Here is a 25,175-nt window from a genome sequence, read left to right as displayed (position 1 = left end):
CCAACCAGGATTTCGCTTCCCGTGCAAAGCCCTCCTTGTGGGAGAAGGTGGATTGGCGCGCAGCGCCAAGACGGTTGAGGGGTGCTGGACGGAGTGCCGTCCTTGCCAAGCTGGAACACCCCTCATCCGACCGAGCTTCGCTCGGCCACCTTCTCCCACAAGGGGAGAAGGAAGAAAGCGAACCGCCCTACTCCTCCGGCTCCGTCGTGAACATCAGCGGGTAGCCCTTGGCCTTGCCGGCATCGGTTGCCCGCGCCGCCTTGGTCTCGGCGACATCCCTGGTGAAGACGGCGACAACGCAGACGCCGCGCCGGTGCGCGGTGATCATTATCCTGTGCGCCTGGTCTTCGCTGAGCTTGAACTCGGCCTTCAGCACCGTCACGACGAACTCGCGCGGCGTGAAATCGTCATTGACCAGGATGACCTTGTAGAGCTTCGGCCGTTCGACCTTCGGCTTCGTGCTGGTACGGGGTTTTGTCGTGATTTCAGGCATTGGACCGGCAATTGCGTACGACAGCTTTGCGGTTATTTTGACATGGGCAAAAGCGGTCGTCCATTCAACCGCGCGCGATCGGCTTGCCGGCAGGCGCAGTTCAAAAGTCCGTGCCTATGTGGGAACTGCCGTCTGGCGTTCAACCGGGGGTGTGGGCCGGGACTGGCCCTACTGTCCGCACGCAACAAAAAAGACGACCGCTCCAGGCAAATCGCAACTGGAGCGGTCTTCTCATAGGGTAGAAAGATGTCGCTTGATCAGGCCTTGGGAGCTGCCTTGACCGCGTGCTTCTTGTGCTTCTTGACGGTCTTCTTGGCAGCGACCTTCTTCACGGCCTTGGCCGGCGCAGCGGTCGTCGTTGTCGTCGCAGCCGGGGTGGTGGTCGCGGCATTGGCGCTGCTGGCGCCGAGAACCGGCATCGAGACGGCCAGCGCGATGGCGAGACCGAGGGCGGAGAGGAGGGACTTTTTCATGGCTTCACTTCCTTTTTGTGCAGATCGGATTGAGTGTCACTGAACGGGATCGATCGGTGTCACTCCAAGCAGCTTCAAAGCGTTCGCGAGCATCCGGATTCCCTGTGCCTGTTTCTTGTTGGCGCAGAACCGGTTTCCCTTTCTTTGAAGTGCTTTCGCCGCGGTGACCTGCGTTGCCGCGGCATGGGTTTCGAGGGCTTCGTCAAACTGGCGGTTCAGATCGATGCAACGCTCGCTGCGGGTGGTCGCCACCTTTGCATCGGCCGCCTTTGCATTGGCCACCTTCGCATCGGCCAGTTTTGCATCGGCATGTTCGACCGCGACCGTGACGAGCGAAATGGAAAGCAACGCACCCATCAGACTGATCGAGAACCTTTGCATTGGTCTGTCCGTAATCCCGTAACGCGTGTCGCAGCCGATGACCTGACCGCCACGGCACCACTTATGCCTTTGATTTTTTTCGGCAGTTTTTCCGGATTGTAGAATTTTGTTTCTGGATTGTTTCTGGGCAGCCCGGATCGGGCCGCCGATCTCCACTGGCCAACTTATGGCCTGAATTCTATCGTCTGGCTGACGGCCGAAGCAGCGCTTGGGCGATCCACAAATGACAGGTTCCCTGTGAAATCCGACCCCCACATACTGATCGTCGATGACGACAAGGGCATTCGCGACCTGCTTCAGGAATTCTTCCAGAAGCGAGGGCTGCATACATCGGTCGCCGCCGACGGCACCGAGATGGAGACCATCCTGCGCCGCGCCCAGGTCGACCTGATCGTCCTGGACGTCATGCTGCCTGGCAAGAGCGGGCTGGAGCTCTGCCGCGAGTTGCGCGCCAATTATTCGACGCCGATCATCATGCTGACCGCGGTTACCGAAACTACCGACCGCGTGGTTGGGCTAGAGATGGGCGCCGACGACTACGTGCCGAAACCTTTCGATCCGCGCGAGTTGCTCGCACGCATTCGTGCCGTCTTGAGACGCAATGGCGCCGCCGAACCGCGACGCGCCGCCTCGCGGCAGATCTACCATTTCGCCGGCTGGACGATGGACTGTTCGCGCCGCCGGCTGATGGCGCCCGGCGACGTCAGGATCGAGCTGACGATGGCCGAATTCAATCTACTGCAGACCTTCGTCAAGAGCGCGCAGCGCGTACTGAGCCGCGAGCAGCTCATCGAGCTGTCCGGCGGCGACAGCGGCTACAGCTTCGATCGCAGCGTCGACATTCTGGTCAGCCGGCTGCGGCGCAAGATGGAGGATGACCCGAAAACGCCGAGGCTGATCTTGACTGTGCGCAGCGGCGGCTACCAGTTCCTGCCTGAGACGACCGCCGAATGAGACGCATTCTGCCGCAAACGCTGCCGGTCTGGGTGCTGCTCATCGTCATCGCCGGCCTGCTGATCAGCCAAATCGCGACCCTCTACATCGTTTCGCGCGACCGTGCCGCCGCCAATGACGTCGTCGATCTCTACCGGCTGAACGACCGCGCCTTCTCGCTGGTACAGCTGATGCATGACGCCACCCCCGAACAGCGCAAGGCGACGGCCTCCGGCCTGTTCAACGCCACTTATGCGCTCACCGTTTCCAACACGCCCGCCGTTACTTCCTCGATAGCCGGCGACGACGAGCTGGCCGAATTGGAGGACATATTGGTCGGCCGGCTATCGAAGTTCGGCATCACCGACGCGCGGGTCCGCCGCGACCCGGCAACGCACGAAGCCGACGCTCCCGGCGGGACGGTCGCCGGTCCCGATATTGGCCAGGTCGAGCGCGACCTGCTGGTGCTGGCCGCCGATTTCGCCCAGAGCGACAAGCTGACGGCTTCGCTTCGCTTTGCCGACGGCCAATGGCTGAACTTCACCGAGCCGAACACGCCGGCCGGGCCGATACTGAGCTTCGATAGCCTGCCGCTCTATGCCTTGATCGCCGGGCTGGTGGTGGCTTCCTCGATCTGGTCGCTGCGCCGGCTGACGGCGCCCTACCGGATGATGGAGACCGCGGTGAAGCGGATCGGCGAGGACCTGAAGAGCCCGCCGATCGCCGAGAGCGGCAGCCGCGAGGTGCGTACCGCGGCAAAGGCGGTCAATGCCATGCAGGCGAGGCTGCGCGCCTACGTCGAGGACCGCGAGCATCTTGCGGCCGCACTGGCGCACGACCTGCGCACGCCGCTGACCAGGATGCGGCTGCGCCTCGAACTGCTGAGGAATTCGTCCGTGCGCGCCGCACTGGCGCACGACCTCGCCGACATCGAAGGCATTGCCAGCTCGGTCATCGACTTCGCCACTTTCGAGGTGACCGAGGAGAAGAGCGAGAGGATCGATTTCTGGTCGCTGGTAGAATCGATCGCCGACGGCTTCGACGAGGTCTCCTTCGACAATGAGGACACGCGCTCGCGCGGCCTGATCTGCGTCGCGCAGCCGGTCGCGCTACGGCGCTGTGTCACCAACCTCGTCCAGAACGCGGTGACCTATGGCAAGAGGGCGCATCTCAGCCTGCGTCAATCAGGCAAGACAATCACGCTGGCGATCCATGACGAGGGTCCGGGCATCCCGCAAGCCGAGCTCGACGCCGTGTTCGGCTCGTTCGTGCGCCTGGAACAGTCGCGCAACCGTCAGACCGGCGGCCTCGGCCTCGGCTTGACCATCGCCGGCAACATCGCCCGTAGCGCCGGCGGCGAAGTCAGCCTGTCCAACCATCCCGATGGCGGCCTGATGACGGAGCTGCGCCTGCCGCTTGCGGTTTAGCTTGCGGTATCGGGCTAAGCCGGCGTTCCTTCGCGCCCCCTCTGTTCTGCTGGACACCTCCTCCACAGGTGGGAAGATTGGCCGTCGTCGCCGATTTCGCCAATTACAAACGTTGGAATGTGAGAGCCGTCCGCGAAACCGCCGATCTCCCCCAAGTAGGAGAGATGTCCGACAGAACAGAGGGGGGCGCGACAGAACTCGGCGTTTGGTCTTGGTTCTCTCCCCAAGGAGAAAAACTACCTTCTCAACACCGCGCTCAGCACATCCCTGACGCCGATGGCGCCGACAAAGCGCGACTGGTCGTCGAACAGCGCCACCGGTGCCGTCTGCGAGCGATGCATGGCCAGCATCACGGTCTTCAGCGAGGTGCCGGGATTGGCCCAGAACACCTGCGCCGTCTCCTCCGGCTGGGCTTCGACATCGGCGCAGGACACCCATACCGCGGGCTTGCCGTCGCGCTCGGCCGCCGCCACCAGCCCATGCTCGTCGATCTTGAAACGCGTCGTCCTGCGCCGGTCGAGCCACACCCAGCCGTTCTCGCCGTGTTCGAGGTCGCGGCGGTCGCGCATGACGTTCCACGCGGTCAGCACCGAGAGCGGGTTCACATTGGCGATGAAGTCGCGGACATAGTCGTTGGCGGGCCGCAGCACGATGTCTTCCGGCGCGCCGGTTTGCACGATGCGCCCGCCTTCCATGATGGTGATATGGGTGCCGATCTTCAGCGCCTCCTCGAGGTCGTGGCTGACGAAGATGATGGTCTTCTTCAGCTCGGCCTGGAGCTGCAGCAACTCGTCCTGCAGCTTGGTCCGGATCAGCGGATCGAGCGCCGAGAACGGCTCGTCCATGAGCAGGATCGGCGCCTCGGTGGCAAAGGCGCGCGCCAGGCCGACGCGCTGCTGCATGCCGCCGGAAAGCTCATGCGCATATTTCTTCGACCACTGGTCGAGATGAACCAGCTTCAGTTGCCTGTTCACCCGCTCCTTGCGCTCGGCTTCGGGTACGCCGGCGAGCTCGAGGCCAAGGCCGACATTCTCCTCCACCGTGCGCCACGGCAGCAGCCCGAACTGCTGGAACACCATCGCCACCTGCTTCTGCCGCAGCCGCCGAAGCGTCGCCTCGTCGCAGGTGACGACGTCGACCGTACCGTCGCCGTCCTTGACCAGCACCTGGCCGCGCGAGACGACGTTCAGCCGGTTGACGGCTCTGAGCAGCGTCGATTTGCCGGAGCCGGAAAGCCCCATCAGCACCGAGATCTCGCCCTCGTTCACGGTGAGGCTGGCGCCGGCGCAGCCCAGTACGTTGCCGGTCTGTTCGAGGATCTCGGCTCGGGTGGCACCACTGTCGATCAGCGCCAGCGAGCCTGCCTGGTCGGCGCCGAAGACGATGTCGACATTCCTGAAATCGACGGCGACGGTCATTTCTTGCCTCCCACGCCGATGCGCGTCATCCGGTCGAGCACGATGGCGAGCACGACGATCGCCAGCCCTGCCTCAAGCCCGAGGTCGATCCTGCGCGAACCGAGCGCCCGGTTGATTTCCGTACCGAGGCCGCCGGCGCCGATCAGGGCGGCGAACACCACCATCGACAGCGACAGCATGATCGACTGGGTCAGCCCAGCCATGATGGTCGGCAGCGCCGAAGGCAGCTCGACCTTCCACAGCAGCTGGCGCTTGGTGGCGCCGAACGCCTCGCCCGCCTCGACGATCGATTTCGGCACCGAGGTGACGCCGAGATGGGTGAGCCGAACCGAGGTCGGGATGACGAAGATGATGGTGACGATCAGGCCGGGCGCGTTGCCGAGGCCGAACAGGGTCAGCACCGGGATCAGGTAGACGAAGGTCGGCAATGTCTGCATCAGGTCGAGCACCGGCAGCATGACGCGATACACCTTCGGCTTGTGCGCGGCCCAGATGCCGAGCGGCACGCCGATGGCCATCGACACGGCGGCGGCGGCGACCACCAGCACCAGCGTCTCCACCGTCTGCTTCCACAGCTTCTGGTTGAGGATGAACAGCAATCCGATGAATACCGCCAAAGCCAGGCCTTTCGAGCGCTGCAGGAAATAGGCGAGCAGAGCGATCAGCGCGATCAGCAGAACCGGCGGCAGCAACAGCAGCCCGTCGACGATGCCGTCGAGCAGGAAGTTGAGGCTGTTGGAAAAAGCCCTGAAGATGGTGTCGAAATTGTCGGTGAGAAAGCCGAAAAACGCCTTCCCCCATGCCCCGATGGGAATCTTGTAACTGACCAGGAATTTGGAGATCGGATCCATCTAGCCCCTCTTCTACCGGCGCCGTCCTTCGCCGGACGGTCATCTTGTCACAGGATATGAAAAAGGGCAGCCATTTCTACCGTGGCTGCCCCTTGTCTCGTCATGCCAGATGGTCGGGTCAGCTTCCGAGCGCCGTTTTCACCGCAGCCGCCGCATCGCCGCCGTCGAAGGTGGTGACGCCGGCGATCCAGGGAGCGACCGCGTCCGGGTGCTTCTTCAGCCAGTCGGTCGCGACCGTATTGGCGTCGCCGCCCTTCAGGATCGCGTCCATCATCTCGCCTTCCATGTCCAGGTTGAACTTCAGATTGGCGATGAACTTGCCGGCGTTCGGACATTCGCTCATGTAGCCCTTGCGTACATTGGTATGCACGGTGGCAGCACCAAAGCCGCTATCTCCCATCCCCTCGAGATAGGTGATCTTCATGGCGCCCATCACCGGATGCGGCGTCCAGCCGAGGAAGGCGATCCATTCATTGTTCTTCATCGACTGGTCGGCCTGGGTGAGCATGCCGGCCTCGGAAGATTCGACCAGTTCGAAGCCTTCGAGATTGGTCTTCGGATCCTTGATCATGTCGAGGATGATGCGGTTGCCGTCATTGCCGGCCTCGATGCCGTAGATCTTGCCGTCGAACTTGTCCTTGAATTTGCCGAGATCGGTCAGCGTCTTGACACCGGCATCGGCGACATAGGTCGGAACGACGATGCCGTAGCCGGCACCGCTGAGATTTTCACTGACGGTCTCGACCGAGCCTTCGGCGGCATAGTCCTTGATGTCGTTGGTCATCGACGGCATCCAGTTTCCGAGGAACACGTCGAGATCTTTGTTCTTCAGGGACGCATAGGTCACCGGCACCGAAAGCTGGATCACCTGCGGCTCGTAGCCGAGCGCCGTGAGCAGCACCGAGGCGACGCCGGTGGTCGCCTGGATGTCGGTCCAGCCGACATCGGACAGACGCACCGTCTTGCAGCTTTCCGGATCGCCGGCGAAGGCCCCAGTCGTGGATAGAAAAGCCGCCAGGCCGAGGCCGGCGACGAATGAACTCATACGCGACATGAAAATTCTCCCATTTCAGTTCTCGGTGAAGCGAAGCGACGGTTTTATCTCCGCCTTTGTTCCGTCAGCCAAACATCATTCTGCTGCGGTTTCAAGCACTAAGGCAATCACGAACAACGGCGCAGGCTGGCCGATCAGCGACACGCCCGCCGCTTTCCGGATGGAAGTCGCCTTTTCCCGGTGGAATGTAGGCGCTCCCCCTCCCCGCTTTGTTGCAACTCGGCTTAAAAGGACGGCATGGCCAAGCTGTACTTCCATTATGCGACGATGAATGCCGGCAAGACGACGATGCTGTTGCAGGCCTCGTATAATTACCGCGAGCGCGGCATGACGACGATGCTGTTCATCGCCGGCCACTACCGCAAGGGCGATACCGGGCTGATCTCGTCGCGCATCGGCCTGGAGACGGAAGCCGAGATGTTCCGCGACGGCGACGATCTGTTTGCCCGGGTCGCCGAGCATCACGACCACGCCACGGTCCATTGCGTCTTCGTCGATGAGGCGCAGTTCCTCGAAGAGGAGCAGGTCTGGCAACTCGCCCGCATCGCCGACCGGCTGAACATCCCGGTCATGTGCTACGGCCTGCGCACCGATTTCCAAGGCAAGCTGTTTTCCGGATCGCGCACCCTGCTGGCAATCGCCGACGACCTGCGCGAGGTGCGCACCATCTGCCGTTGCGGCCGCAAGGCGACGATGGTGGTGCGCCTCGGCGCCGACGGCAAGGTGGCGAAACAGGGCGAACAGGTGGCGATCGGCAAGGATGTCTATGTCTCGCTCTGCCGCCGCCATTGGGAAGAAGAAATGGGCCGCGCCGTGCCCGACGATTTCATCGGCTTCACCAAAACCTGACCAGCGCTATTGCTTTCATCCGACCTCCCGGCCGACATTCGTTCACCAATCGCGCCATCGTGCGGCGCTTGTTTAAGGCCTGCTTGCTATTTCAGAACCTCTCAGCCAGAGCCGTCGGGGAGTTCCCATGCTTCGAGCCATTTCGTCTGCCGCTGCTTTCCTCATCGCCGGCGCTCTTGCCGCGCATGCCGACGGCGATGCCGCTCTCGGCAAGAAAGTCTTCAACAGATGCATGGCCTGTCATGAGGCCACGAGCGACCACGACAAGGTCGGCCCGCATCTGCTGGGTGTCGTCGGCCGCACCGCCGGCACCGCGGACAGTTATCTCAGCCGCTACTCGCAGGGGATGAAGGACGCCGGCGCCGCCGGCCTGGTCTGGGACGAAGCAAACCTCGCCGAATACCTGCGGGCGCCGCGGCAGAAGGTCCCCGGCAACAAAATGGCCTTCTCCGGCCTGACCAGCGACGACGACATCGCCAATGTCATCGCCTACCTCAAGGCCGATCCCAAGCCCTGAGCGTCGCTCCCGACCTAAAGTCCAGCCGCGGTTGAAGCGGTGTCTGACCGGACGGCAGTTACACCGTAATCATTGCCTGACTATCCTGCGGTCGGCCTCCTGAAATTCTTTTGTTTTCCTGTAATCCCATGTCTTCCGTCTTTCATTCGCCAAACCCGGCACATATATTCGCGGCGGTTTGCGAAACGAAACCGATGCCGAAGCGGGAGGCCCCAATGGCGACATTGCAGAATTTCGATGCCGAGATTGCCAAGACCAAGCAGGTCGTAGAGGACATGCGCACCAAGATCGAGCAGTCCGGTACTGTGCTCGACACGCTCGCCACCGCCGACAAGAAGATCGGCGACGCCAATTTCGACATCGAGAATGCCCGCATTGAGGATGTGCTGAAGCAGCAGAAGGTGATGGAAGGCAATATCGCCGACCTGATTATCGGCCTCGAGGACGCCACCAACGTCTTCGGCGCCGAATTCGAGAGCATGAAGAACTACACCGGCTGGGAAAATTTCGTCGGTGTCTTCTCCAGCCAGCGCAAGCAGCGCCTGCGCACCGACCGCGTCCGCAACATGTCGCTGGCCGGCAATCTGCAGGAGCTGCTGGCGAAATCCGACACCATCGTCGGCATCCTCAAGGCTCAGAAGCAGGTTCTCGACACGCGCTACAAGACCTCCGAGGCCAGCCTGTCGCAGGTGATCGAGCGCCGCAAGACCACCATGTGCAATCTCGAGACCGTGCAGAAGCGCATCGAGGAGCTCAACCCGATGCTGCTCGACATCGAGAACAAGATCGCCGCCTCGACCAGCCAGAAGGTGCGCACGCAGCTGGAAGGCGAACGCTCGAAACTGGCCACGGAATACAACGAGAAGCAGGCCAAGGAGCAGGAATTGCTGGCCGAAAGCCAGACGCTGGAGCGCTACACCTCGATGTTCCAGACCTTCGTCGATTCGCTCAACAACCAGATCGCGGCGCAATCGACGCTGATCAACAAGCTGACCATCGATACCGAGCAGCGCATCGTTCTGTACAAGGCGCTGGAAGATTCGCTGAAGACCGCCGCCCAACAGGATGTCGCCCACAAGATCAACACGCTGGGCAGCCAGGTCGACAACACCGCCGAAGAGACCATGGCCGGCATTGGTGCCGCCTCGCAAAAGCACATCGGCGATCTGCTTGAAATGCACGAGAAGAACATGGTCGCCACCGCCGACATCCAGCGCCGCAAGAAGCTCGCCGACGATGCCTTCGCCCGCCGCTTCGACGATGTGATGAAGAAGCACAATTCGGCAAATTACGTGCAATCGTAATTGCTGCACGTGCACTGCTCCCAAGGGCTGGCAGCATGACCCCCGAAAACGAAGCTGCGGCGCGCTATTTCTCGGCGATCACGGCGGCACTTGGCGGCCTCGAAGTGTTCATGCGCGACGATCGCTCGCCGCTCTATCGGCACGGCATCGTCGCCAAGGTCGTCGCCGAATATATTGCGCGGCTCGACAAGTCGTTCTCGTGCTGGCGCAACCGGCTGGGCTTCACCGAGACGTTCCGCATCTCGCGCGCCGAAAGCGGTTTTCCGGTCTTCCAGAACCTGCTCGAGTTGGAGAACGACCGGCTCCAGGCCGATGCGCGCCTCGCCAACCTTCCGCTGGCCGATGAGCTGCGCGAGGAAATGGCGGACTTCATCCTGCGCCACAAGGAATTTCCCGAAGCGCTGCAGAAGTCGATGGCCGAGCGGCTTTACCTCGAGGACGTCAAGAGCGAGACCACCTTCGGCCCGTTCACGCTGGCCCAGACGGTCAAGGTGTCGGTCAATCCGAAGACGTTGCGCCCCTATTATCTGGTCCACTGGGCCTGCTTCGACGGCAGCGCCAACCTGCCGCTTGTGTATATGGTGACGGTCGAGGATTCCTCGGACGACATGATCCGGCAGCTTGTCGACTCCAGTGGCAAACTTAATGAGAGGGTCGACATTCCGCTGCCGGTCGACGGCTTGCTCAATCCCGAGCTTGCCCACCGTTTCGACGATTTCACCGAGAAGAATTCCGCCTACGCGCTGTCGCCGGCGACCATCGCGGTCAACCTCGACAAGGATTTCGAGCCGCTGCATCCCAAGCAACTGCGTCGCGTCGTGCTCGGCCCGTTCTATTCTGCAGGGATTACCGACAACAATTCGACGGTGAGCGAAGTGCTGGCCAAGGTGCGCAAGCCGGAAAACGCCTGGCTGCTGACCTGGACCATCCAGGAGGTCTTTTCCAAGGCCGAAAAGCCAGGCCGCAAGGGGCTGTTTTCGAGCGAAAAGACGACGCAGGAATTCTTCATCAATACCGACGATCTCGAGGCCGCGCGGCAAGGCGTGTCGAGCTATGAGAACCATGCGTTGATTCCGCACGAGGCCTATCAGGCGCTCTATGCCGCCGGCGAGGCGCAGAAGATCTTTTCGGGCTACAAGGTCCACATCCTGTCCAAAGGGCAGGTCATCAGCGACGTCTGACCATCAAATCGCGGAGCATCCTCCATGGACACCGGCCTGACCACCATCCCGGAAGCGGCAATTGAAAAGCACCGTGCCACTGCGCAAAGTTTCATCACTCGCATCGTCGTGCTGGAGGACCCATCGCGCGAGTCCGGCACCGCGCTTGCCGGCACCAACCGCCGCTTCGTCTCTACCGTCTCGGTCGGCTCGGTGCGCCGCACGCGCGAGGTCGAGCTCTCCAAAACCGTCGCCGCCGTCCATTCCGACGACCAGTTGCTGACTATCCCGCAGCACACGCTGTTGTTTCGCGCCCGGCGCGGCACAGCGATAGCGCTGGCCATATCGGATGTCTTCGCCGAGGGCTCGGACCTCGAAAGTCTGCAGGCGAAAAACGCCCGCGCGCCGCTCGAAGGCGATGAAGCTGCCACCTTCAAGAAGCTGCTGTCGGCCTCTGCCTACATCTCCGCCTTCAGCCTTGCCTCCTATTTGTTCCAGCTGATCGACAGCGACGGCGAGGCGCCGAACGACACGCCCGAGCCGGACTTTCTGTTCGACACGCCACAGGATGCGGTGAAGTCGATCGTGGCCGGGCTCGACAGGGCGATAGCGGGTTCGAAGGACGATGCCGACCTGATGACCCGCGCCCGCGCCTTTGCCCGCGTCGCCATCGACGGGCTGTTGGCGCGAAAGGGCCGCTTCGACGGCATCGGTCCGTTCGAGAACGCGCATATCCGCATCGACGTCGACGATTTTACCCTTGACGGCTTCGACGTCGCGCCGGGTAAGCGGGCAAAGCCGCTGGTGATGACCTTCAAAAAACCGGAAGAGGTCGTCGGCAACCACATCGCCAAATACCAGTCGGTCAAGCTTGCCAAGATGCTGATGGCCTATGACTTCGAGCGCGAGCTGAACCCGTTCGTCGAGCTCGGCGGCTTCCTGTTCACTTTTATCGGCGATGGCGCGCCCGGCACCGGCAAGACAACCTTGATCCAGATGATCGCCGGTCTTCTCAATGGTTATTGCCAGGTCGCCGGTTATCCCTTCGCCTACGAGAATTTCGGCGTCGACCAGATCTCCTCCTACCAGGGCAAGTCCGGCCAGAACTGCCGCCAGTTCATCAACAATGTGCTGAACCCGCGCGTCATCGGCTTCGGCACCATCGACGATATCGACCAGGTGGCGGCACGCCGGTCCGACGACCGCGCCTCGGCCGGCCAGCAGGAAATCACCGGCGTCCTGATGGACGCCTTTGGAGGTGCGGCGACCGTGGTGCGCGGCAACTGCTCGTTCGGCATGTTCTCCAACTATCCCGAAAATGTCGACGACGCGCTACGCCAGCGCGCCGGCGCGCGCTGGCTGGTCGACGGCCCGCAGAGCCGCGACGACTACATCGACATCTTCGTTCTGCTCGCCGGCAAGAACCACAAGATCCCGCTCGGCGACCACAAGCTCTATGTGGCGCAAGAGATCCAGCGCGCGGTGATGGAAGCTTACGAGGAGCATGAGAAGCCACAGGAAGACGGGTTGATGAAGGTCTATGAGCGCTACATGAAGGAGAATGGCGCGCCAAAGACGATGGCCGACATCGGCACTTATCTGCATATGATCAAGGATGCCGAGCCGCGCTTTACCGGTCGCGCCATCAAGAACGTCACCGATGCCATCAAGATGCGCGCCATGGACATCGAATTGCCGGACGAGTGGTTCGAAAAGCCGGAAGCCTTCATGCACAAGGGTTACGACGACAAGAAAGCCATGATCGAGGAGCTGCGCGGGCCATTCTCGATGGACATGGTCATGCAGGAGATCAACCGCTACGCGGATTCCGAGTTCCGCTATTCCGACAAGTCCGATGATGCGGCGGTGACCAAGATGATCCGCGACACCCGTCTGCGGGAGCGTGCCGTCCGCGAGATCGAGGATATGAAGAAAAAGGGGCTGTGGAATGCGTGAGATGCGCCGACGCCCCCTTCTCCCCTTGTGGGAGAAGGGGTCGCCGAAGGCGACGGATGAGGGGTATTCGTCAAGCTGGAACACCCCTCATCCGACCGAGCTTCGCTCGGCCACCTTCTCCCACAAGGGGAGAAGGAGCGTTCGCGCCCCTCATCCGCCCTTCGGGCACCTTCTCCCCGTGAACGGGGAGAAGGAATAATGGCTAAGAAACCCGATCTGTTGCGCGACAACGAGCTGATCTACGGCCGGCTGCTGACGATCGACGAGCCGCACCTGATCCAGCGCTACAACAAGGCGATGGTCGCGTTCGGCTTGAAGCCGACCAAGTTGAAAAGCTTCGAGATCGATCGCACTGGCTTCTCGCCGCAGGTCGCCGAGGAATGCGGCGACTACAGCTACCTCGATCCGAACGAGGTCAACCGTCGCTTCATCATCCTGACGCCGTCGCAGATCGACCTGCCGGTGGTGCACACGGCGTTCTCCAACACTTCGCTGCTGATGTACGAGTTCATGTCCAAGAACCAGCGCGCCATCGATGCGCTGACGATCAAGGACGTCATCTACGGCGAGATCGAGGATTCGGTCCCCAAGGTCGACGACATCGAGGACCTGCTGTCGATCAATCAGGTCGAATTCAAGGTGCTGTCGGCCGAGGATGTGCTCGGCAAGGCCGCTGAACTCGGCAAGCTGGTCGACCGGCTGAAGCAGGAACCGGATGCCTGGCGCGACAACGCCATGCTTGCCCACATGGTCGAGCTGGCGAAGATCTGCGGCGACATCCGCGAGAATGCGCTGGTGCCGGACCAGGTGATCTTCCGCCACAATGCCTATTGGACCAGCCATTTCGGCGGACTTTATGTGTTCGTCGATCCCGACGTGACGACGGTGATCAGCGACCCGGCAGCGCCGGGCTTCCGCCGCTCGCGGCCATGGCAGGTGAGCTACCTTTCGATCCACGACGCCGACAAGGTATTCAAGTTCCTCGCCTCGACCGGCCGCCTCGAGTTGCCGCGCGCCTCATGGATCGAAACCTCCGGTTATCTCGAGCATCGCGCCGAAATGGTGGTGCGCGCGCTGATCCGCGACGCCGATCCCGACCGCAATCTGACCGACGTCGACAAGGTCTGGCTGCAGACCTGGATCCACGGCCATACCGATCTGATCACCAGGGACGGCAATTTTCCCTTCCTCAACGCCGCCAAGCGCGAGATCGCCCAGCTCGGCCATCTCAAGATCGAGGACGTGTTCCCGCAGCAGCGCTTCCTGGTCATCCGCGCCAAGCCGGACCATCCCGACGCCTGGCTGACCAACCAGCTGATCTCGGACTTCGTGCCGCAGGACTTCGTTTCGCGTTACGTCTTCAACAAGCCGGGCTTCTACAGGGACTATGAAGGCTTCAGCGACGCCTGGCGATCGCATGTTGTGGACGTTCTGAAAACCACATATCTGAAGGACAAGGTGGCGTTTCGCACACGCCTCTACGGCTTGACTGACTGAGGGGGTGACATCGCCATGCTTGATCCGATCGTGAATTTCTTCACCCGGATTTTCCAGTGGATTGGCCGCGGCATCGGCCTGCTCATCGGCGCGATCCTGTGGCCGTTCCTGTGGGCGGGGCGCTGGTACACGCAACGCGGCTGGATCCTGAAGGCGGTGCTCGGCCTGGCTGTGCTCGTGCTGATCGGTCTCTATGTCAACTTCTTCTACGCCACCCAGTGGTGGAACAATTTCGACCCGAATTACGTCGACAAATACACGTTCGAAAAACGCAACAGCTCCGCCGGTGAACAGGTTTCCGCCGGCGCCGGCACCGACACGGCCAAGACCTGCGGAAATTCAGCCATTGCCCAGGTCGCTGCCGACCTGACCGACTTCAACGTCAACCAGAATGCCTGGGTGTCGTCGATGATCCTCTACAAGCTCGGCCTGTTCGGCATCGACTGGGACCACACGCCGTTCATGGACAACAAGGCGTCGTTCCAGCGCGGCATCAACCAGGCGGTGCGGCGCACGGCGACCGAGCTTGCCGACAATCTCGGCCGCGTCCGCACCACCTCGCAGATCGACGCCGACCTGCAGGACGCCCGCGGCAATCTGCAGTTCGATGAGGAAACCTGGTATTTCGGCTTGAACCCGTTCGGGCCCAAGACGCCGACGCCGAGCTACTATCGCGACGCGGTGCGCAAGCTGCGTTCCTTCAACGCCCGCCTCGCAGCCTGCCAGGCGACATTCGATGCCCGCGCCGACAATCTCAAGCAGTATATCGACCGCATTTCGTCCGATATCGGTTCCACCTCGGCGATCCTCAAGGAGCGTGCCGAAAACCACAATAATGGCTGGTTCGACACACGCGCCGACGACCGCTTCTGGTTCGCCTATGGCCAGCTCTATGCCTATTACGGGCTGATGAAGGGCGCACAGGCCGACTTCGAGGACGTCATCAAGGAAAAGCACCTGCAGAACCTGTGGGATACGATGGACGCGCAATTCGTCTCGGCGCTGCGCATCCAGCCCTTCATCATCGCCAATGGCCGCGAGGACGGCTGGCTGTTGCCGACACATCTGACGACGATGGGGTTTTACATACTCAGGGTGCGCTCGAACATGGTCGAGATCAGCAACGTGCTGACGCAGTAGCGGATCGTCCCGCACAGCCGGCGCTGGTGAATTTGCGCCGTTGCTTCTGTCGCTTTTCGCGTATTACGCGGCTGTTTTGAGACGGCGGAACCGCGCCTGCTCTGGCTTCTATACGGCGCGGCAACCGGCGCGAAAAGAACCTGTAGCAGGGCAGCCGGCCGCAGAGGCATTTTCTTCGTAGGAAACATAGTTGCATGAAAGTTGACGCCGCGGCAGCGACAGGGGTAGAACATGCCCGCGCCTGCAATGCCGGGCTATTCTTGCGACCACACTAGTCAAATCCGTCCAATTCAGAGGGAAGTCGTCCATGGCCGAAGTGAAGTCCGACATCGAGATCGCGCGCGGCGCCAGGAAGAAGCAGATCCAGGAGATCGGCCAGAAGATCGGCATTCCGAGCGAACATCTTCTGCCCTACGGCCACGACAAGGCGAAGATCTCGGCCGAGTTCATCAAGTCGGTGAAGGGCAACAAGGATGGCAAGCTGATCCTCGTCACCGCCATCAACCCGACACCGGCCGGCGAAGGCAAGACGACGACGACGGTGGGCTTGGGCGATGGCCTCAACCGCCTCGGCAAGAAGGCCATCGTCTGCATCCGTGAGGCTTCGCTCGGACCGAATTTCGGCGTCAAGGGCGGTGCCGCCGGCGGTGGCTACGCGCAGGTCGTGCCGATGGAGGACATGAACCTCCACTTCACCGGCGATTTCCACGCCATCACCACCGCCCATAATCTGCTGTCGGCGCTGATCGACAACCACATCTATTGGGGCAACGAGCTCGGCATCGACACCCGCCGTGTCGTCTGGCGCCGCGTCATGGACATGAACGACCGGTCGCTGCGCGAGATCATCTGTTCGCTCGGCGGCGTCGCCAACGGTTTCCCGCGCGAGGCCGGTTTCGACATCACAGTCGCCTCGGAAGTCATGGCCATCCTGTGCCTATCGACCGACCTGAAGGACCTGGAAAAGCGCCTCGGCGACATCATCGTCGCCTATCGTCGCGACAAGTCGGCCGTCTATGCCCGCGACCTCAAGGCCGACGGTGCGATGGCCGTACTCTTGAAGGACGCCATGCAGCCCAATCTCGTGCAGACGCTGGAGAACAACCCGGCTTTCGTCCATGGCGGCCCCTTCGCCAACATCGCGCATGGCTGCAACTCCGTCGTTGCCACGACGACGGCGCTGAAGCTTGCCGACTACGTCGTCACCGAAGCCGGTTTCGGCGCCGATCTCGGTGCCGAAAAGTTCTTCGACATCAAATGCCGCAAGGCCGGCCTGAGGCCGGCGGCGGCGGTCATCGTCGCCACGGTTCGCGCCATGAAGATGAACGGCGGCGTCAAGAAGGAGGACCTCGGCAAGGAGAACGTCGAGGCGGTCAAGAAGGGCTGCGCCAATCTCGGCCGCCACATCGAGAACATCCGCCAGTTCGGTGTGCCGGCAGTGGTCGCCATCAACCATTTCTACTCCGATACCGAGGCCGAGGTCCAGGCGATGAAGGACTACGTCGCCTCGATGGGCGAAGAGGCGATCCTGTGCAAGCACTGGGCTCAGGGATCGGCCGGCATCGAGGAACTGGCCAAAAGAGTCGTGGCGTTGGCCGAATCCGGCGCGTCGCAATTCGCCCCGCTCTATCCGGACGCCATGCCGCTGTTCGAGAAGATCAACACCATCGTCCAGCGCATCTATCGCGGTTCCGAAGCGATCGCCGACAAATCGGTGCGCGACCAACTCCACGCCTGGGAGCACGCCGGCTACGGTCATTTGCCGGTCTGCATGGCCAAGACGCAATATTCCTTCTCTACCGATCCGAATCTGCGCGGCGCGCCGACCGGCCACACCGTACCGGTGCGCGAGGTCAGGCTGTCTGCCGGCGCCGGCTTCGTCGTCATCATCTGCGGCGAGGTGATGACCATGCCCGGCCTGCCCAAAGCGCCATCCTCGGAAAAGATTTTCCTGAACGAAATGGGCCAGATCGAAGGCCTGTTTTAGGGACAATCAACGCTTGAACGGCAAAGGGCGCCGCAACGCTGCGGCGCCCTTCTGCATGTTCGCAACAGTCTCCTACGCCGCGCTTCGCGCCAGCGCGCGCTGGTTGGAGGCATAGGGTGTGTCGTGCTGGGGTACCACGCCGGTCTTCAGGCAATCGATCCACTCGGCGGTTTTGAGAACGGCCGCGAAGCGCGACTGCAATACGATCGTCACCACGCGATGGATTTCCTCCCCCGAAGCGTAGCCGGCGCTGTTGGCGTACGGCAACGACCCCGTTGCGTCCGACAGGAACTCGACCTCAAAACCCATATGCACGGCGTGGATGACCGTCGACAGGTCGCAATTATGCGTCATGTAGCCGATGACTGTGATCGTATCGATAGAGTTGGCGCGCAGCCACTCCTCGAGGTCCGTGCCGGTGAAGGCGCTGGGCAAGTTCTTTTCGATGTAGTGGTCGCGGTTTCGCCTGGCGATTTCCGGGTGCAACTCGGCGCCATGGCTGCCCTTGGCGAACACCGGTGAGGTTTCCGGCGCCAACTGTTTGATGACCACCACCTTGACGCCTGCCTCGGTGGCCGCATCCATCGCTCGCGCCACATTGACGACGCTGTCGCGGAAGGGCGGATGCTGGATGGCGAGGTTGCCGCCGTCATAGTCGTTTTGAACATCGATGACGATGAGGGCGCGGCGTGGAGCTTTGCCTTTGGCTGGTTGCGACATGGGGTTTTCCTTTCCCGTTGGACATTGATGGGTGGACGATAAGCTCGGCACCGGATTGCAAAAAGTGTCCCGATTGACATTATTCGAAAGAATTGGGACAATCGGCCTCACCCGTTGCTGGAGCTCCCATGACCGATCCTGCCGTTGCCGCCATCGCCTTCGATGGCATCAGCCCGTTTCATCTCTCCGTGCCGTGTCTCGTGTTCGGAGCGGATCGCACGGAGCTCGGCCTGCCGCGCTTCGACTTCCGGGTCTGCGCGATTGAGGACGGGCCGATCCGCACCGATGCCGGGCTGACCATCAGCGTCCCGCACGGGCTTTCCGCGCTCGATGACGCCGACATCGTCATCGTGCCAAGCTGGAAGGATCTCGGGAGCTCGCCTCCAGCCGCATTGATCGACGCGTTGCTTGGCGCGCACGAGCGCGGCGCGCTGATCGTCGGACTGTGCTTGGGAACGTTCGCTGTTGCGGCGACCGGACTGCTTTCGGGGCGGCGAGCGGCGACGCACTGGGCCTACGCGGATCAGCTGCAGGAACTCTATCCCGACATTCTCGTCGAACCGGAAGTGCTCTACATCGACAATGGCGATGTCGTGACATCCGCCGGCGTCGCCGCCGGGCTCGACTGCTGCCTGCACGTCGTACGGGCTCGTTACGGCGCGGAGGCGGCGCTTCGCCTTGCCCGGCAGATCGTGCTTTCTCCGCATAGGCAGGGCGGGCAGGCTCAATTCATCGAACGTCCCATCGCCAGGACCGGCAATGCGGACCGCTTCACCCAGGCTCTCGAAGCGGTGCGCAAAACCCTGGGTGAGCCGCACAGTCTGGACAGCGTTGCCGGTCACGCCGGCCTCACCCGCCGGACGTTCACGCGCCGTTTCCAGAAAACGATCGGCACCAGTTTCGGTGACTGGCTGACCGACCAGCGCGTCCAGCTGGCGCAACGGCTGCTGGAAGCAACGGAAAAATCGATGGACACGGTTGCCTTCGAGGCCGGCTTCGGCAGCGCCACCTCGCTGCGCCAGCATTTCGCAGCGCGCCTCAGAACCTCGCCGGCGCAGTACCGGCGCGAATTCTCGAAGAGTGCTCAGGAGGAGCGCGTGGCGCACATGCCGAGGTGAAATTCGGCTCGCGCTCGATTCCAGGGCAATCGCTTCAGTGCCGACGTTGGACTGCCAGCTGGCCCGAGTAGGCTATCTTTTCTCTCGAAGCGATTGCCCTGCTCTCGATCCTGTCGTGCTTGAAAGACTCTGCGTCATCTGTCATATATTAAAGCGACAGATGACGCGAAGAGGGCTCGCCGCGGCGATGGCATTGGAAAAGGCTGCGCCAGCAGCAAAAAACAATGAACTTCAGAAGGTGGCGAAATTGCTGGGCGGCAGCCGCATTCTGGCAAGGCGCCTCAGCAGCGCTTTGGATGCCCACGAGTTGCTTCTGCACGGCCTGCCGGCTTCAGCGCTGGACCATCTTATCGGGCAACTCGTCTTCATCCAGAAGACCGATTCGCTGGAGAAGGCCGTCGGCATGAGCCTGCGCACCTACCAGCGCCGCAAGGATGCTCCGTCCAAGCCTCTCAGTCAGGACCAGAGCGGACGCACCTGGAAGTTCGCGGAGATCCTGTCGAAAGCGACCGACGTGTTCGGTTCGCAGGCGGAGGCAGAGCAATGGCTGGAGCGCCCGGCGATTGGGCTCGACCAGCGTCGTCCAATCGACCTTCTGGCGACGCCGGCGGGGATCGAGCTTGTAGAAGACTATCTGGAACGGCTTGAATATGGCGTTTATGCATGACGCCGCTGCCGGCGGCGCTTGGTGGCTCCGACCTCATCGGATGGCGCCTCGATCAAGCCGCGTTTGCGCCTACATGGGATAGTGGCGAGGGCGCATACAGGGTGGGCGGACGCTGGAACAGCAAGGGCGTGCGCGCCGTCTACTGCTCGATCGATCCGTCGACTGCGATCCTCGAGGTTGCGGTTCATAAGGGCTTCAGGGCGCTCGACACGATAGCGCATGTCATGACGGCAGCGATCGTCAGCGATGTCGCGGATGTGCATATCGTCGACCCCGCCGCCGTGCCCAACCCCAACTGGTTGCGCCCGGGCATTCCGAGCTCCGGGCAACAGGCGTTTGGCGACGATCTTCTGCAACGGCACCGGTTCGTGGTGATTCCTAGCGCGGTATCGCAGCGTAGCTGGAACCTGATCTTCGACGCGAGCCTCGCCAGAGGGGCATACGCCATGAAGATCCAGGAGGCGTTTGCGCTCGACACACGGTTGCATCCACCTCCGGCCAAGTGACATAGCCGCCCCCATGTCCATCAGAACGAGGACGTGACCGGCAACAGAAGCACGGTGCTCAGTTGTTGCTGATTACCCGTGCCGGATTGCCGACCACCGTGGTGTTCGCCGCCACGTCGCGCGTCACCACAGCACCGGCGCCGACGATGGCGCCATCGCCGATCCTGACCCCGCCGAGGATGATGGCACTGCCGCCGATCCAGGCATTGTCGCCGATCTCGACCGGCCTGGCGATCTCCAGCCCTGCCTGCCGCCCCGCAGCCTCCTTGTGGTGCTCGGCGCAATAGATCTGCACATTGGGGCCGACCAGCGTTCCCTTGCCGATGCGCACTGAAGCCGTATCGAGAATGGTGCAGCCGGCATTGAGAAAAACGCGGTCGCCGAGAAAGATGTTGAAGCCATAAGCGCAGTGGAACTGCGCCTCGATCCGGGTGCCCTCGCCCGCCGCGCCGAGCAGCGTCCGCAATCCAGGCCCGATATCGCGACGCTGCCGGGGCGGCAGGCTGTTGTGCTCGAACACCGCGTCTCGCGCCGTGATGCGCAACGCCTCCAGTTCCGGATCGAGGCAGCAATACCACTCGCCCGCCGCCATTTTCATGCGTTCGCTTCCGGCCATGGCTGCAACTCCAGTTTCAACTTTGCCAAAGTACAAGTGGTGAAAATACGGAAGCGCCGGCGGCGACACCACCTCTGGTCAAATACCGGACCTATGGTAGCTTGCTCTCTCGGACCTGTCCCAAGCCGGCCATCGAGGGGATCAATCATGCTGTACATTTTTGCACTCCTGATTGGCATCGTTGCCGGGCTTCGCGCCATGACCGCGCCCGCCGCCGTCGCCTGGGGCGCCTGGCTTGGCTGGTTGCCGGTCGCGGACACCTGGGCGAGCTTCATGGGCCACTGGATCGCCGTCGGCATCTTCACCATCCTGGCCATCGCCGAACTGGTCACCGACCAGCTGCCCTCGGCGCCGAGCCGCAAGGTGCCGCAGCAATTCGGCGCGCGTATCGTCTTGGGCGCTTTCACCGGCGCGGTGATCGGAGCGACCGGCGGCGCCACCATCGGCGGCCTGATCGCCGGCGCCGTTGGCGCGGTGATCGGCACGCTGGGCGGCGCCGAGGCGCGTAAACGCCTGGCCGCCGCCTTCGGCAAGGACCCGCCCGCCGCCTTCATCGAGGACGCGGTGGCGATCGTCGGCGGGCTTCTGATCGTGGCGGCGGTGGCATGACGGCAAAGACATTCGACGCCATTATCGTCGGTGCCGGGCAGGCCGGCCCACCGCTCGCCGGCAGGCTGAATGCGGCCGGCATGAGCGTGGCGCTGATCGAGCGAAAGCTGGTCGGCGGCACTTGCGTCAACACCGGCTGCACGCCGACCAAAACGATGGTGGCAAGCGCCTATGCCACGCATCTCGCCCGCTCCGCCGCGGATTACGGGGTAACGCTATCCGGTCCCGTCGGCGTAAACTACAAGGCGATCAAGGCGCGCAAGGACAAGGTCTCCAACGACGCCCGCGGCAATCTCGAAGACTGGATTGCCGGCATGGACAAATGCACGCTCTATCGCGGCCATGCGCGCTTCGTAAGCGCCAACACGGTGCGCGTCGGCGACGATCTGCTGAGCGCCGAAAAGATATTCCTCAACACCGGCGGGCGCGCCTCGGTGCCCGACCTGCCCGGCATCGACGGCATTTCTTACCTGACCAATTCCTCGATGATGGATCTCGACGTGCTGCCGCGCCATCTCATTGTTGTCGGCGGCAGCTACGTCTCGCTCGAATTCGCGCAGATGTTCCGCCGCTTCGGTTCCGAAGTTACGGTCATCGAAAAAGGCCCGCGTCTGATCGGTCGCGAGGACGAGGATGTCTCGGACGCCATTTTGTCGATCCTCGAAAACGAAGCCATTGCCGTCCATCTCGGCGCCGACGACATCCGCTTCGCCAGGCGAGGCAACGAAATCGCCGTGACCTTCTCGCCAGGCAAGGCGGCTGCGGTCGGCTCGCATGTGCTGCTGGCGCTCGGCCGCACGCCAAACACCGACGATCTCGGCCTCGACAAAGCCGGCGTCGAGGTCGACAAACGCGGCTTCATCGTCGTCGACGACCAGTTGCGCACGAGCGTGCCCGGCATCTGGGCGATGGGCGACTGCAACGGCAAGGGCGCCTTCACCCACACCTCGTACAACGATTACGAGATCGTCGCCGCCAACCTGCTCGACAATGATCCGCGCAAGGTCAGCGACCGCATCGAGGCCTATGCGCTCTATATCGACCCACCACTCGGCCGCTGCGGCATGACCGAAGCCGCGGTAAGGAAATCCGGCCGCCGCGCCTTGGTCGGCCAGCGGCCAATGACCCGCGTCAGCCGTGCAGTCGAAAAAGGTGAGACGCAAGGCTTCATGAAGATCCTGGTCGATGCCGACACCAGGGAGATCCTCGGCTGTTCGGTGCTCGGCCCGGGCGGCGACGAGGCGGTGCACTGCGTGCTCGACCTGATGTATGCCAAAGCGCCGGTCAGCACGCTGGCGCGCGCCGTGCACATCCACCCGAACGTCTCGGAGCTTCTGCCGACCATCGCCCAGGAACTCAAGCCGCTGGTGTGACGGCCGGGTAGAATCGTGCGCCCATGGCGGCGCCGGCTGGACCAATCGACAGCCCAGCGGCAAAAGGGCATGTGTTCCGCCTCTTCTCCCGGAGCCATCCCATGCAGAAGTCCATCGAACGCGTCGCCGGCGACAGCGAAGGCGTTTCCTACGAATTCCCCGTCTTCCGCTTCGCCGGAACGGACAAGACGGCGCCTTCCGCCTATCTGCAGGCGGCACTTCATGCCGGCGAATTGCCGGGCGTCGTCGCCATCGACACGCTGATGCCGATGCTCAGCAAGGCGGAAGCCGAAGGCCGCATCACCGGCAATATGACCATCGTGCCCTGGGCCAATCCGATCGGCCGCGCGCAATATCTCTACGGCGACCATCAGGGCCGCTTCCATCTGGGCACGCGCACCAATTTCAACCGTGGCTTTCCGCGGCTCGCCGCGCCCGACCTCACGCTGCTGCCGGCGCACGGCACGGTCGACCAGCGGCTGAAGACGCGGCTGCTGCAGCTCTCCATCGGCCACGACATCGTGCTCGACCTGCATTGCGACGATGAGGGCCTCGCCTATCTTTACGTCCACACCAGCCTGTGGCCGGCCATGGCGGATTGTGCAGCGGCCATGGGCGTCGACGCGGTGATGCTGTGGGACGAAGACCCCGACGGCACCTTCGAAGGCGCCTCGATCATGCCGTATCAGAACGTTCCCGCCGACGTCGCGTGCCTCGACCGGCGCGTCGCCACCACCGTCGAATATCGCGGCATACTCGATGTCGACGGCGCCCTCGCCGGCGCCGATGCCGAAGGGCTCTACCGGCTGCTGGTGGCGCGCGACGTAATCCAGGATCAGGCGCTGCCCGCGCCTGGCAGCTTCGTTGGACTCGTCGCGCCGCTCGAAAACATCGAGATGATGCCGGCGCCCCGCTCGGGCGCGATCCTTTACGACGTGAAACCGGGCGACCGCGTCACCAAGGGTGCGCGCCTTGCCACCATCGTCCACGCGCCCGGCGAGCCCGACGGCCGCACGGAAGTGTTGGCGCCGCAGGCGGGCCTCATCCTGACGCGGCGTTCCCGCCGCATCATCCGCGCCGGCGAAGACCTCTTGAAGCTGGTCGGCGACGGGACGAGCGCCGATGCAAGGTCGGGAACGCTGGAGGACTGACGCACCCCGCCAGGCTACCCCGAAATCGCCTGTCGCGCCTTGGCCTCCAGCCATTCGGCCATCTGCCGGTACGGCACCGGACCATGGCTCACGCGGGCGACGCCGAGTTCGGCAAGCCTCTGGCGCGGCGGCACATGCGCCAGGGCAATGATGTTGACCGGCAATGCCGTTGCCTCGCAGAGCGCCTCGATCAGGCCTTCATCGGCAAGCCCAGGCGCAAAGAAGCCATGCGCTCCGGCCCTTTCGTAGGCGTGCGCCCGCTCGATCGCCTGATCGAGAAGAGCCTTGTCGTGCGCACTCGGTTTAGTCTTCAGGAAAATGTCGGTTCGGGTGTTAATGAAGGCCGGAATACCCGACGTCTTCACCGCCGCTGCAGCCGCTTCGATCCGCCTCACCTGTATGGCGATGTCGTGCAGCCCACTGCCGCCGACGATCTGATCCTCGAAATTAAAGCCGACGGCTCCAGCCTGCACGGCGAGCGTCACGCTGCGGGCGACAACCTCCGGAGCGACCCCGTAACCCCCCTCGAGGTCCATGGTTACCGGCACATCCACCGCCGCAACGATGCGTTTGATGTTTTCGAGCGCCAGTTCCAACGGGATTTTCTCGCCATCGGCGAATCCGAAAGCGGCCGCGACCGGCCAGCTTCCGGTGGCGATGGCCTTGGCCCCTGCTTTCTCGATGATCTTGGCGGAGCCTGGGTCCCAGGCATTGTAGAGGACAATCGGGTTTCCCTTGACATGGAGGGAATGGAACGTCCGTGCGCGGTCGAACTGCTGGGTCATTTGATGTTTTCCCGTCTTCCTGCTGTTTGATGCAGAGTCTAGGCAGGACTGCCGGTCTTGGCCATGTGCCATGGGTTGCGAAAGCGGCAGCCACCCCACAGACTTTCAAACCTGTTGCGCATACCGCTTTTCGCGGCTATGGATTTCGCCATGAATATGCGTTCGATCAAGACCATTTGGTGGTGGGCTC

Annotated in this window: 25 protein-coding genes; 16 read left to right on the top strand and 9 right to left on the bottom strand. The window is 62.6% G+C overall.

The features are described 5' to 3' along the window. Positions 1 to 187: 187 nt before the first annotated feature. The 3 genes from clpS to NKI58_RS15230 all read right to left on the bottom strand — a co-directional run bounded on the left by clpS (position 188) and on the right by NKI58_RS15230 (position 1,347). The gene (clpS, locus tag NKI58_RS15240) at positions 188 to 493 is read right to left on the bottom strand and encodes an ATP-dependent Clp protease adapter ClpS (RefSeq protein WP_023679498.1); all 306 of its coding nucleotides are present in this window, start codon (positions 491 to 493) and stop codon (positions 188 to 190) included. A 257-nt stretch (positions 494 to 750) separates the two neighbouring features. Beyond that, complete coding sequence (locus NKI58_RS15235; protein WP_352450529.1) at positions 751 to 966, bottom strand: hypothetical protein; 216 nt, start codon at positions 964 to 966, stop codon at positions 751 to 753. Between the two features lie 36 nt (positions 967 to 1,002). Next, positions 1,003 to 1,347, bottom strand: a complete 345-nt coding sequence (locus NKI58_RS15230) for a hypothetical protein (RefSeq protein WP_352469825.1) — start codon at positions 1,345 to 1,347, stop codon at positions 1,003 to 1,005. 237 nt (positions 1,348 to 1,584) lie between these two features. Between NKI58_RS15230 and NKI58_RS15225 the strand changes: the two genes are divergently transcribed. Together NKI58_RS15225 and NKI58_RS15220 are read left to right on the top strand one after the other, a co-directional pair. Beyond that, entirely contained in the window at positions 1,585 to 2,301 is a 717-nt protein-coding gene (locus tag NKI58_RS15225) for a response regulator (RefSeq protein WP_352690602.1), read from the top strand. Beyond that, a complete protein-coding gene (locus NKI58_RS15220) occupies positions 2,298 to 3,707 on the top strand; it encodes an ATP-binding protein (RefSeq protein WP_352789417.1) in 1,410 nt (469 codons plus the stop codon). Before NKI58_RS15225 ends, NKI58_RS15220 begins: the two co-directional genes overlap by 4 nt. A 236-nt stretch (positions 3,708 to 3,943) precedes the next feature. On the opposite strand, the gene choV is transcribed toward NKI58_RS15220, so the two are convergent. From choV to NKI58_RS15205, 3 genes are all read right to left on the bottom strand, one after another. Further along, positions 3,944 to 5,125, bottom strand: coding sequence for a choline ABC transporter ATP-binding protein (gene choV / locus NKI58_RS15215; RefSeq protein ID WP_023679503.1), 1,182 nt, complete (start codon positions 5,123 to 5,125; stop codon positions 3,944 to 3,946). After that, positions 5,122 to 5,976, bottom strand: a complete 855-nt coding sequence (choW, locus tag NKI58_RS15210) for a choline ABC transporter permease subunit (protein WP_352853439.1) — start codon at positions 5,974 to 5,976, stop codon at positions 5,122 to 5,124. Before choW ends, choV begins: the two co-directional genes overlap by 4 nt. A 118-nt stretch (positions 5,977 to 6,094) precedes the next feature. Further along, a complete protein-coding gene (locus tag NKI58_RS15205; RefSeq protein ID WP_023679505.1) occupies positions 6,095 to 7,030 on the bottom strand; it encodes a choline ABC transporter substrate-binding protein in 936 nt (311 codons plus the stop codon). Between the two features lie 237 nt (positions 7,031 to 7,267). Between NKI58_RS15205 and NKI58_RS15200 the strand changes: the two genes are divergently transcribed. From NKI58_RS15200 to NKI58_RS15165, 8 genes are all read left to right on the top strand, one after another. Then, positions 7,268 to 7,879, top strand: a complete 612-nt coding sequence (locus NKI58_RS15200; RefSeq protein ID WP_023679506.1) for a thymidine kinase — start codon at positions 7,268 to 7,270, stop codon at positions 7,877 to 7,879. A 127-nt stretch (positions 7,880 to 8,006) separates the two neighbouring features. Next, complete coding sequence (locus NKI58_RS15195; RefSeq protein ID WP_023679507.1) at positions 8,007 to 8,396, top strand: c-type cytochrome; 390 nt, start codon at positions 8,007 to 8,009, stop codon at positions 8,394 to 8,396. 215 nt (positions 8,397 to 8,611) lie between these two features. Next, the gene (locus NKI58_RS15190; protein WP_352853438.1) at positions 8,612 to 9,700 is read left to right on the top strand and encodes a hypothetical protein; all 1,089 of its coding nucleotides are present in this window, start codon (positions 8,612 to 8,614) and stop codon (positions 9,698 to 9,700) included. Between the two features lie 35 nt (positions 9,701 to 9,735). Further along, complete coding sequence (locus tag NKI58_RS15185; protein WP_023679509.1) at positions 9,736 to 10,881, top strand: hypothetical protein; 1,146 nt, start codon at positions 9,736 to 9,738, stop codon at positions 10,879 to 10,881. 24 nt (positions 10,882 to 10,905) lie between these two features. Beyond that, positions 10,906 to 12,816: an AAA family ATPase gene (locus NKI58_RS15180; RefSeq protein ID WP_023679510.1), complete on the top strand. Its 1,911-nt coding sequence runs from the start codon at positions 10,906 to 10,908 to the stop codon at positions 12,814 to 12,816. Between the two features lie 198 nt (positions 12,817 to 13,014). Further along, positions 13,015 to 14,313: a DUF6638 family protein gene (locus NKI58_RS15175; protein ID WP_031212593.1), complete on the top strand. Its 1,299-nt coding sequence runs from the start codon at positions 13,015 to 13,017 to the stop codon at positions 14,311 to 14,313. A 15-nt stretch (positions 14,314 to 14,328) separates the two neighbouring features. After that, positions 14,329 to 15,453 carry a DUF2333 family protein gene (locus NKI58_RS15170; protein ID WP_023679513.1) on the top strand — a complete coding sequence of 375 codons (1,125 nt, stop codon included), beginning with the start codon at positions 14,329 to 14,331 and terminating at the stop codon, positions 15,451 to 15,453. A 307-nt stretch (positions 15,454 to 15,760) separates the two neighbouring features. Continuing rightward, on the top strand, positions 15,761 to 17,440 hold the full coding sequence (locus NKI58_RS15165) for a formate--tetrahydrofolate ligase (protein ID WP_352456446.1): 1,680 nt from the start codon (positions 15,761 to 15,763) through the stop codon (positions 17,438 to 17,440). Between the two features lie 72 nt (positions 17,441 to 17,512). Here NKI58_RS15165 and NKI58_RS15160 read toward each other — a convergent pair whose 3' ends face one another. After that, a complete protein-coding gene (locus NKI58_RS15160) occupies positions 17,513 to 18,160 on the bottom strand; it encodes a cysteine hydrolase family protein (protein ID WP_023679515.1) in 648 nt (215 codons plus the stop codon). A 128-nt stretch (positions 18,161 to 18,288) separates the two neighbouring features. On the opposite strand from NKI58_RS15160, the gene NKI58_RS15155 reads away from it, so the two are divergent. From NKI58_RS15155 to NKI58_RS15145, 3 genes are all read left to right on the top strand, one after another. Then, entirely contained in the window at positions 18,289 to 19,278 is a 990-nt protein-coding gene (locus tag NKI58_RS15155) for a helix-turn-helix domain-containing protein (RefSeq protein ID WP_254819147.1), read from the top strand. Positions 19,279 to 19,465: 187 nt separating this feature from the next. Then, positions 19,466 to 19,945 (top strand): type II RES/Xre toxin-antitoxin system antitoxin, encoded by a 480-nt coding sequence (parS, locus tag NKI58_RS15150; protein WP_352638288.1) that lies wholly within the window; start codon positions 19,466 to 19,468, stop codon positions 19,943 to 19,945. Further along, the gene (locus NKI58_RS15145; RefSeq protein ID WP_352638283.1) at positions 19,942 to 20,451 is read left to right on the top strand and encodes an RES family NAD+ phosphorylase; all 510 of its coding nucleotides are present in this window, start codon (positions 19,942 to 19,944) and stop codon (positions 20,449 to 20,451) included. The genes parS and NKI58_RS15145 overlap by 4 nt, the downstream gene beginning before the upstream one ends. Positions 20,452 to 20,509: 58 nt before the next feature. On the opposite strand, the gene NKI58_RS15140 is transcribed toward NKI58_RS15145, so the two are convergent. Beyond that, positions 20,510 to 21,067, bottom strand: coding sequence for a sugar O-acetyltransferase (locus NKI58_RS15140; protein ID WP_352638281.1), 558 nt, complete (start codon positions 21,065 to 21,067; stop codon positions 20,510 to 20,512). Between the two features lie 147 nt (positions 21,068 to 21,214). On the opposite strand from NKI58_RS15140, the gene NKI58_RS15135 reads away from it, so the two are divergent. The 3 genes from NKI58_RS15135 to NKI58_RS15125 all read left to right on the top strand — a co-directional run bounded on the left by NKI58_RS15135 (position 21,215) and on the right by NKI58_RS15125 (position 24,200). Further along, positions 21,215 to 21,676, top strand: coding sequence for a DUF4126 domain-containing protein (locus NKI58_RS15135; RefSeq protein WP_352853437.1), 462 nt, complete (start codon positions 21,215 to 21,217; stop codon positions 21,674 to 21,676). Beyond that, positions 21,673 to 23,049 carry an FAD-containing oxidoreductase gene (locus tag NKI58_RS15130; RefSeq protein WP_352789408.1) on the top strand — a complete coding sequence of 459 codons (1,377 nt, stop codon included), beginning with the start codon at positions 21,673 to 21,675 and terminating at the stop codon, positions 23,047 to 23,049. The genes NKI58_RS15135 and NKI58_RS15130 overlap by 4 nt, the downstream gene beginning before the upstream one ends. Positions 23,050 to 23,150: 101 nt before the next feature. Further along, positions 23,151 to 24,200: a M14 family metallopeptidase gene (locus tag NKI58_RS15125; protein ID WP_352744290.1), complete on the top strand. Its 1,050-nt coding sequence runs from the start codon at positions 23,151 to 23,153 to the stop codon at positions 24,198 to 24,200. Positions 24,201 to 24,214: 14 nt separating this feature from the next. On the opposite strand, the gene NKI58_RS15120 is transcribed toward NKI58_RS15125, so the two are convergent. Then, positions 24,215 to 24,985, bottom strand: coding sequence for an isocitrate lyase/PEP mutase family protein (locus tag NKI58_RS15120; RefSeq protein WP_352568032.1), 771 nt, complete (start codon positions 24,983 to 24,985; stop codon positions 24,215 to 24,217). Between the last annotated feature and the right edge of the window lie 190 nt (positions 24,986 to 25,175).

It is taken from the genome of Mesorhizobium sp. M0522 (assembly GCF_040321085.1).
GTDB lineage: Bacteria > Pseudomonadota > Alphaproteobacteria > Rhizobiales > Rhizobiaceae > Mesorhizobium.
Note: the sequence above shows the minus strand (reverse complement) of the source record. Positions and strands in the feature narration are given on the sequence as shown.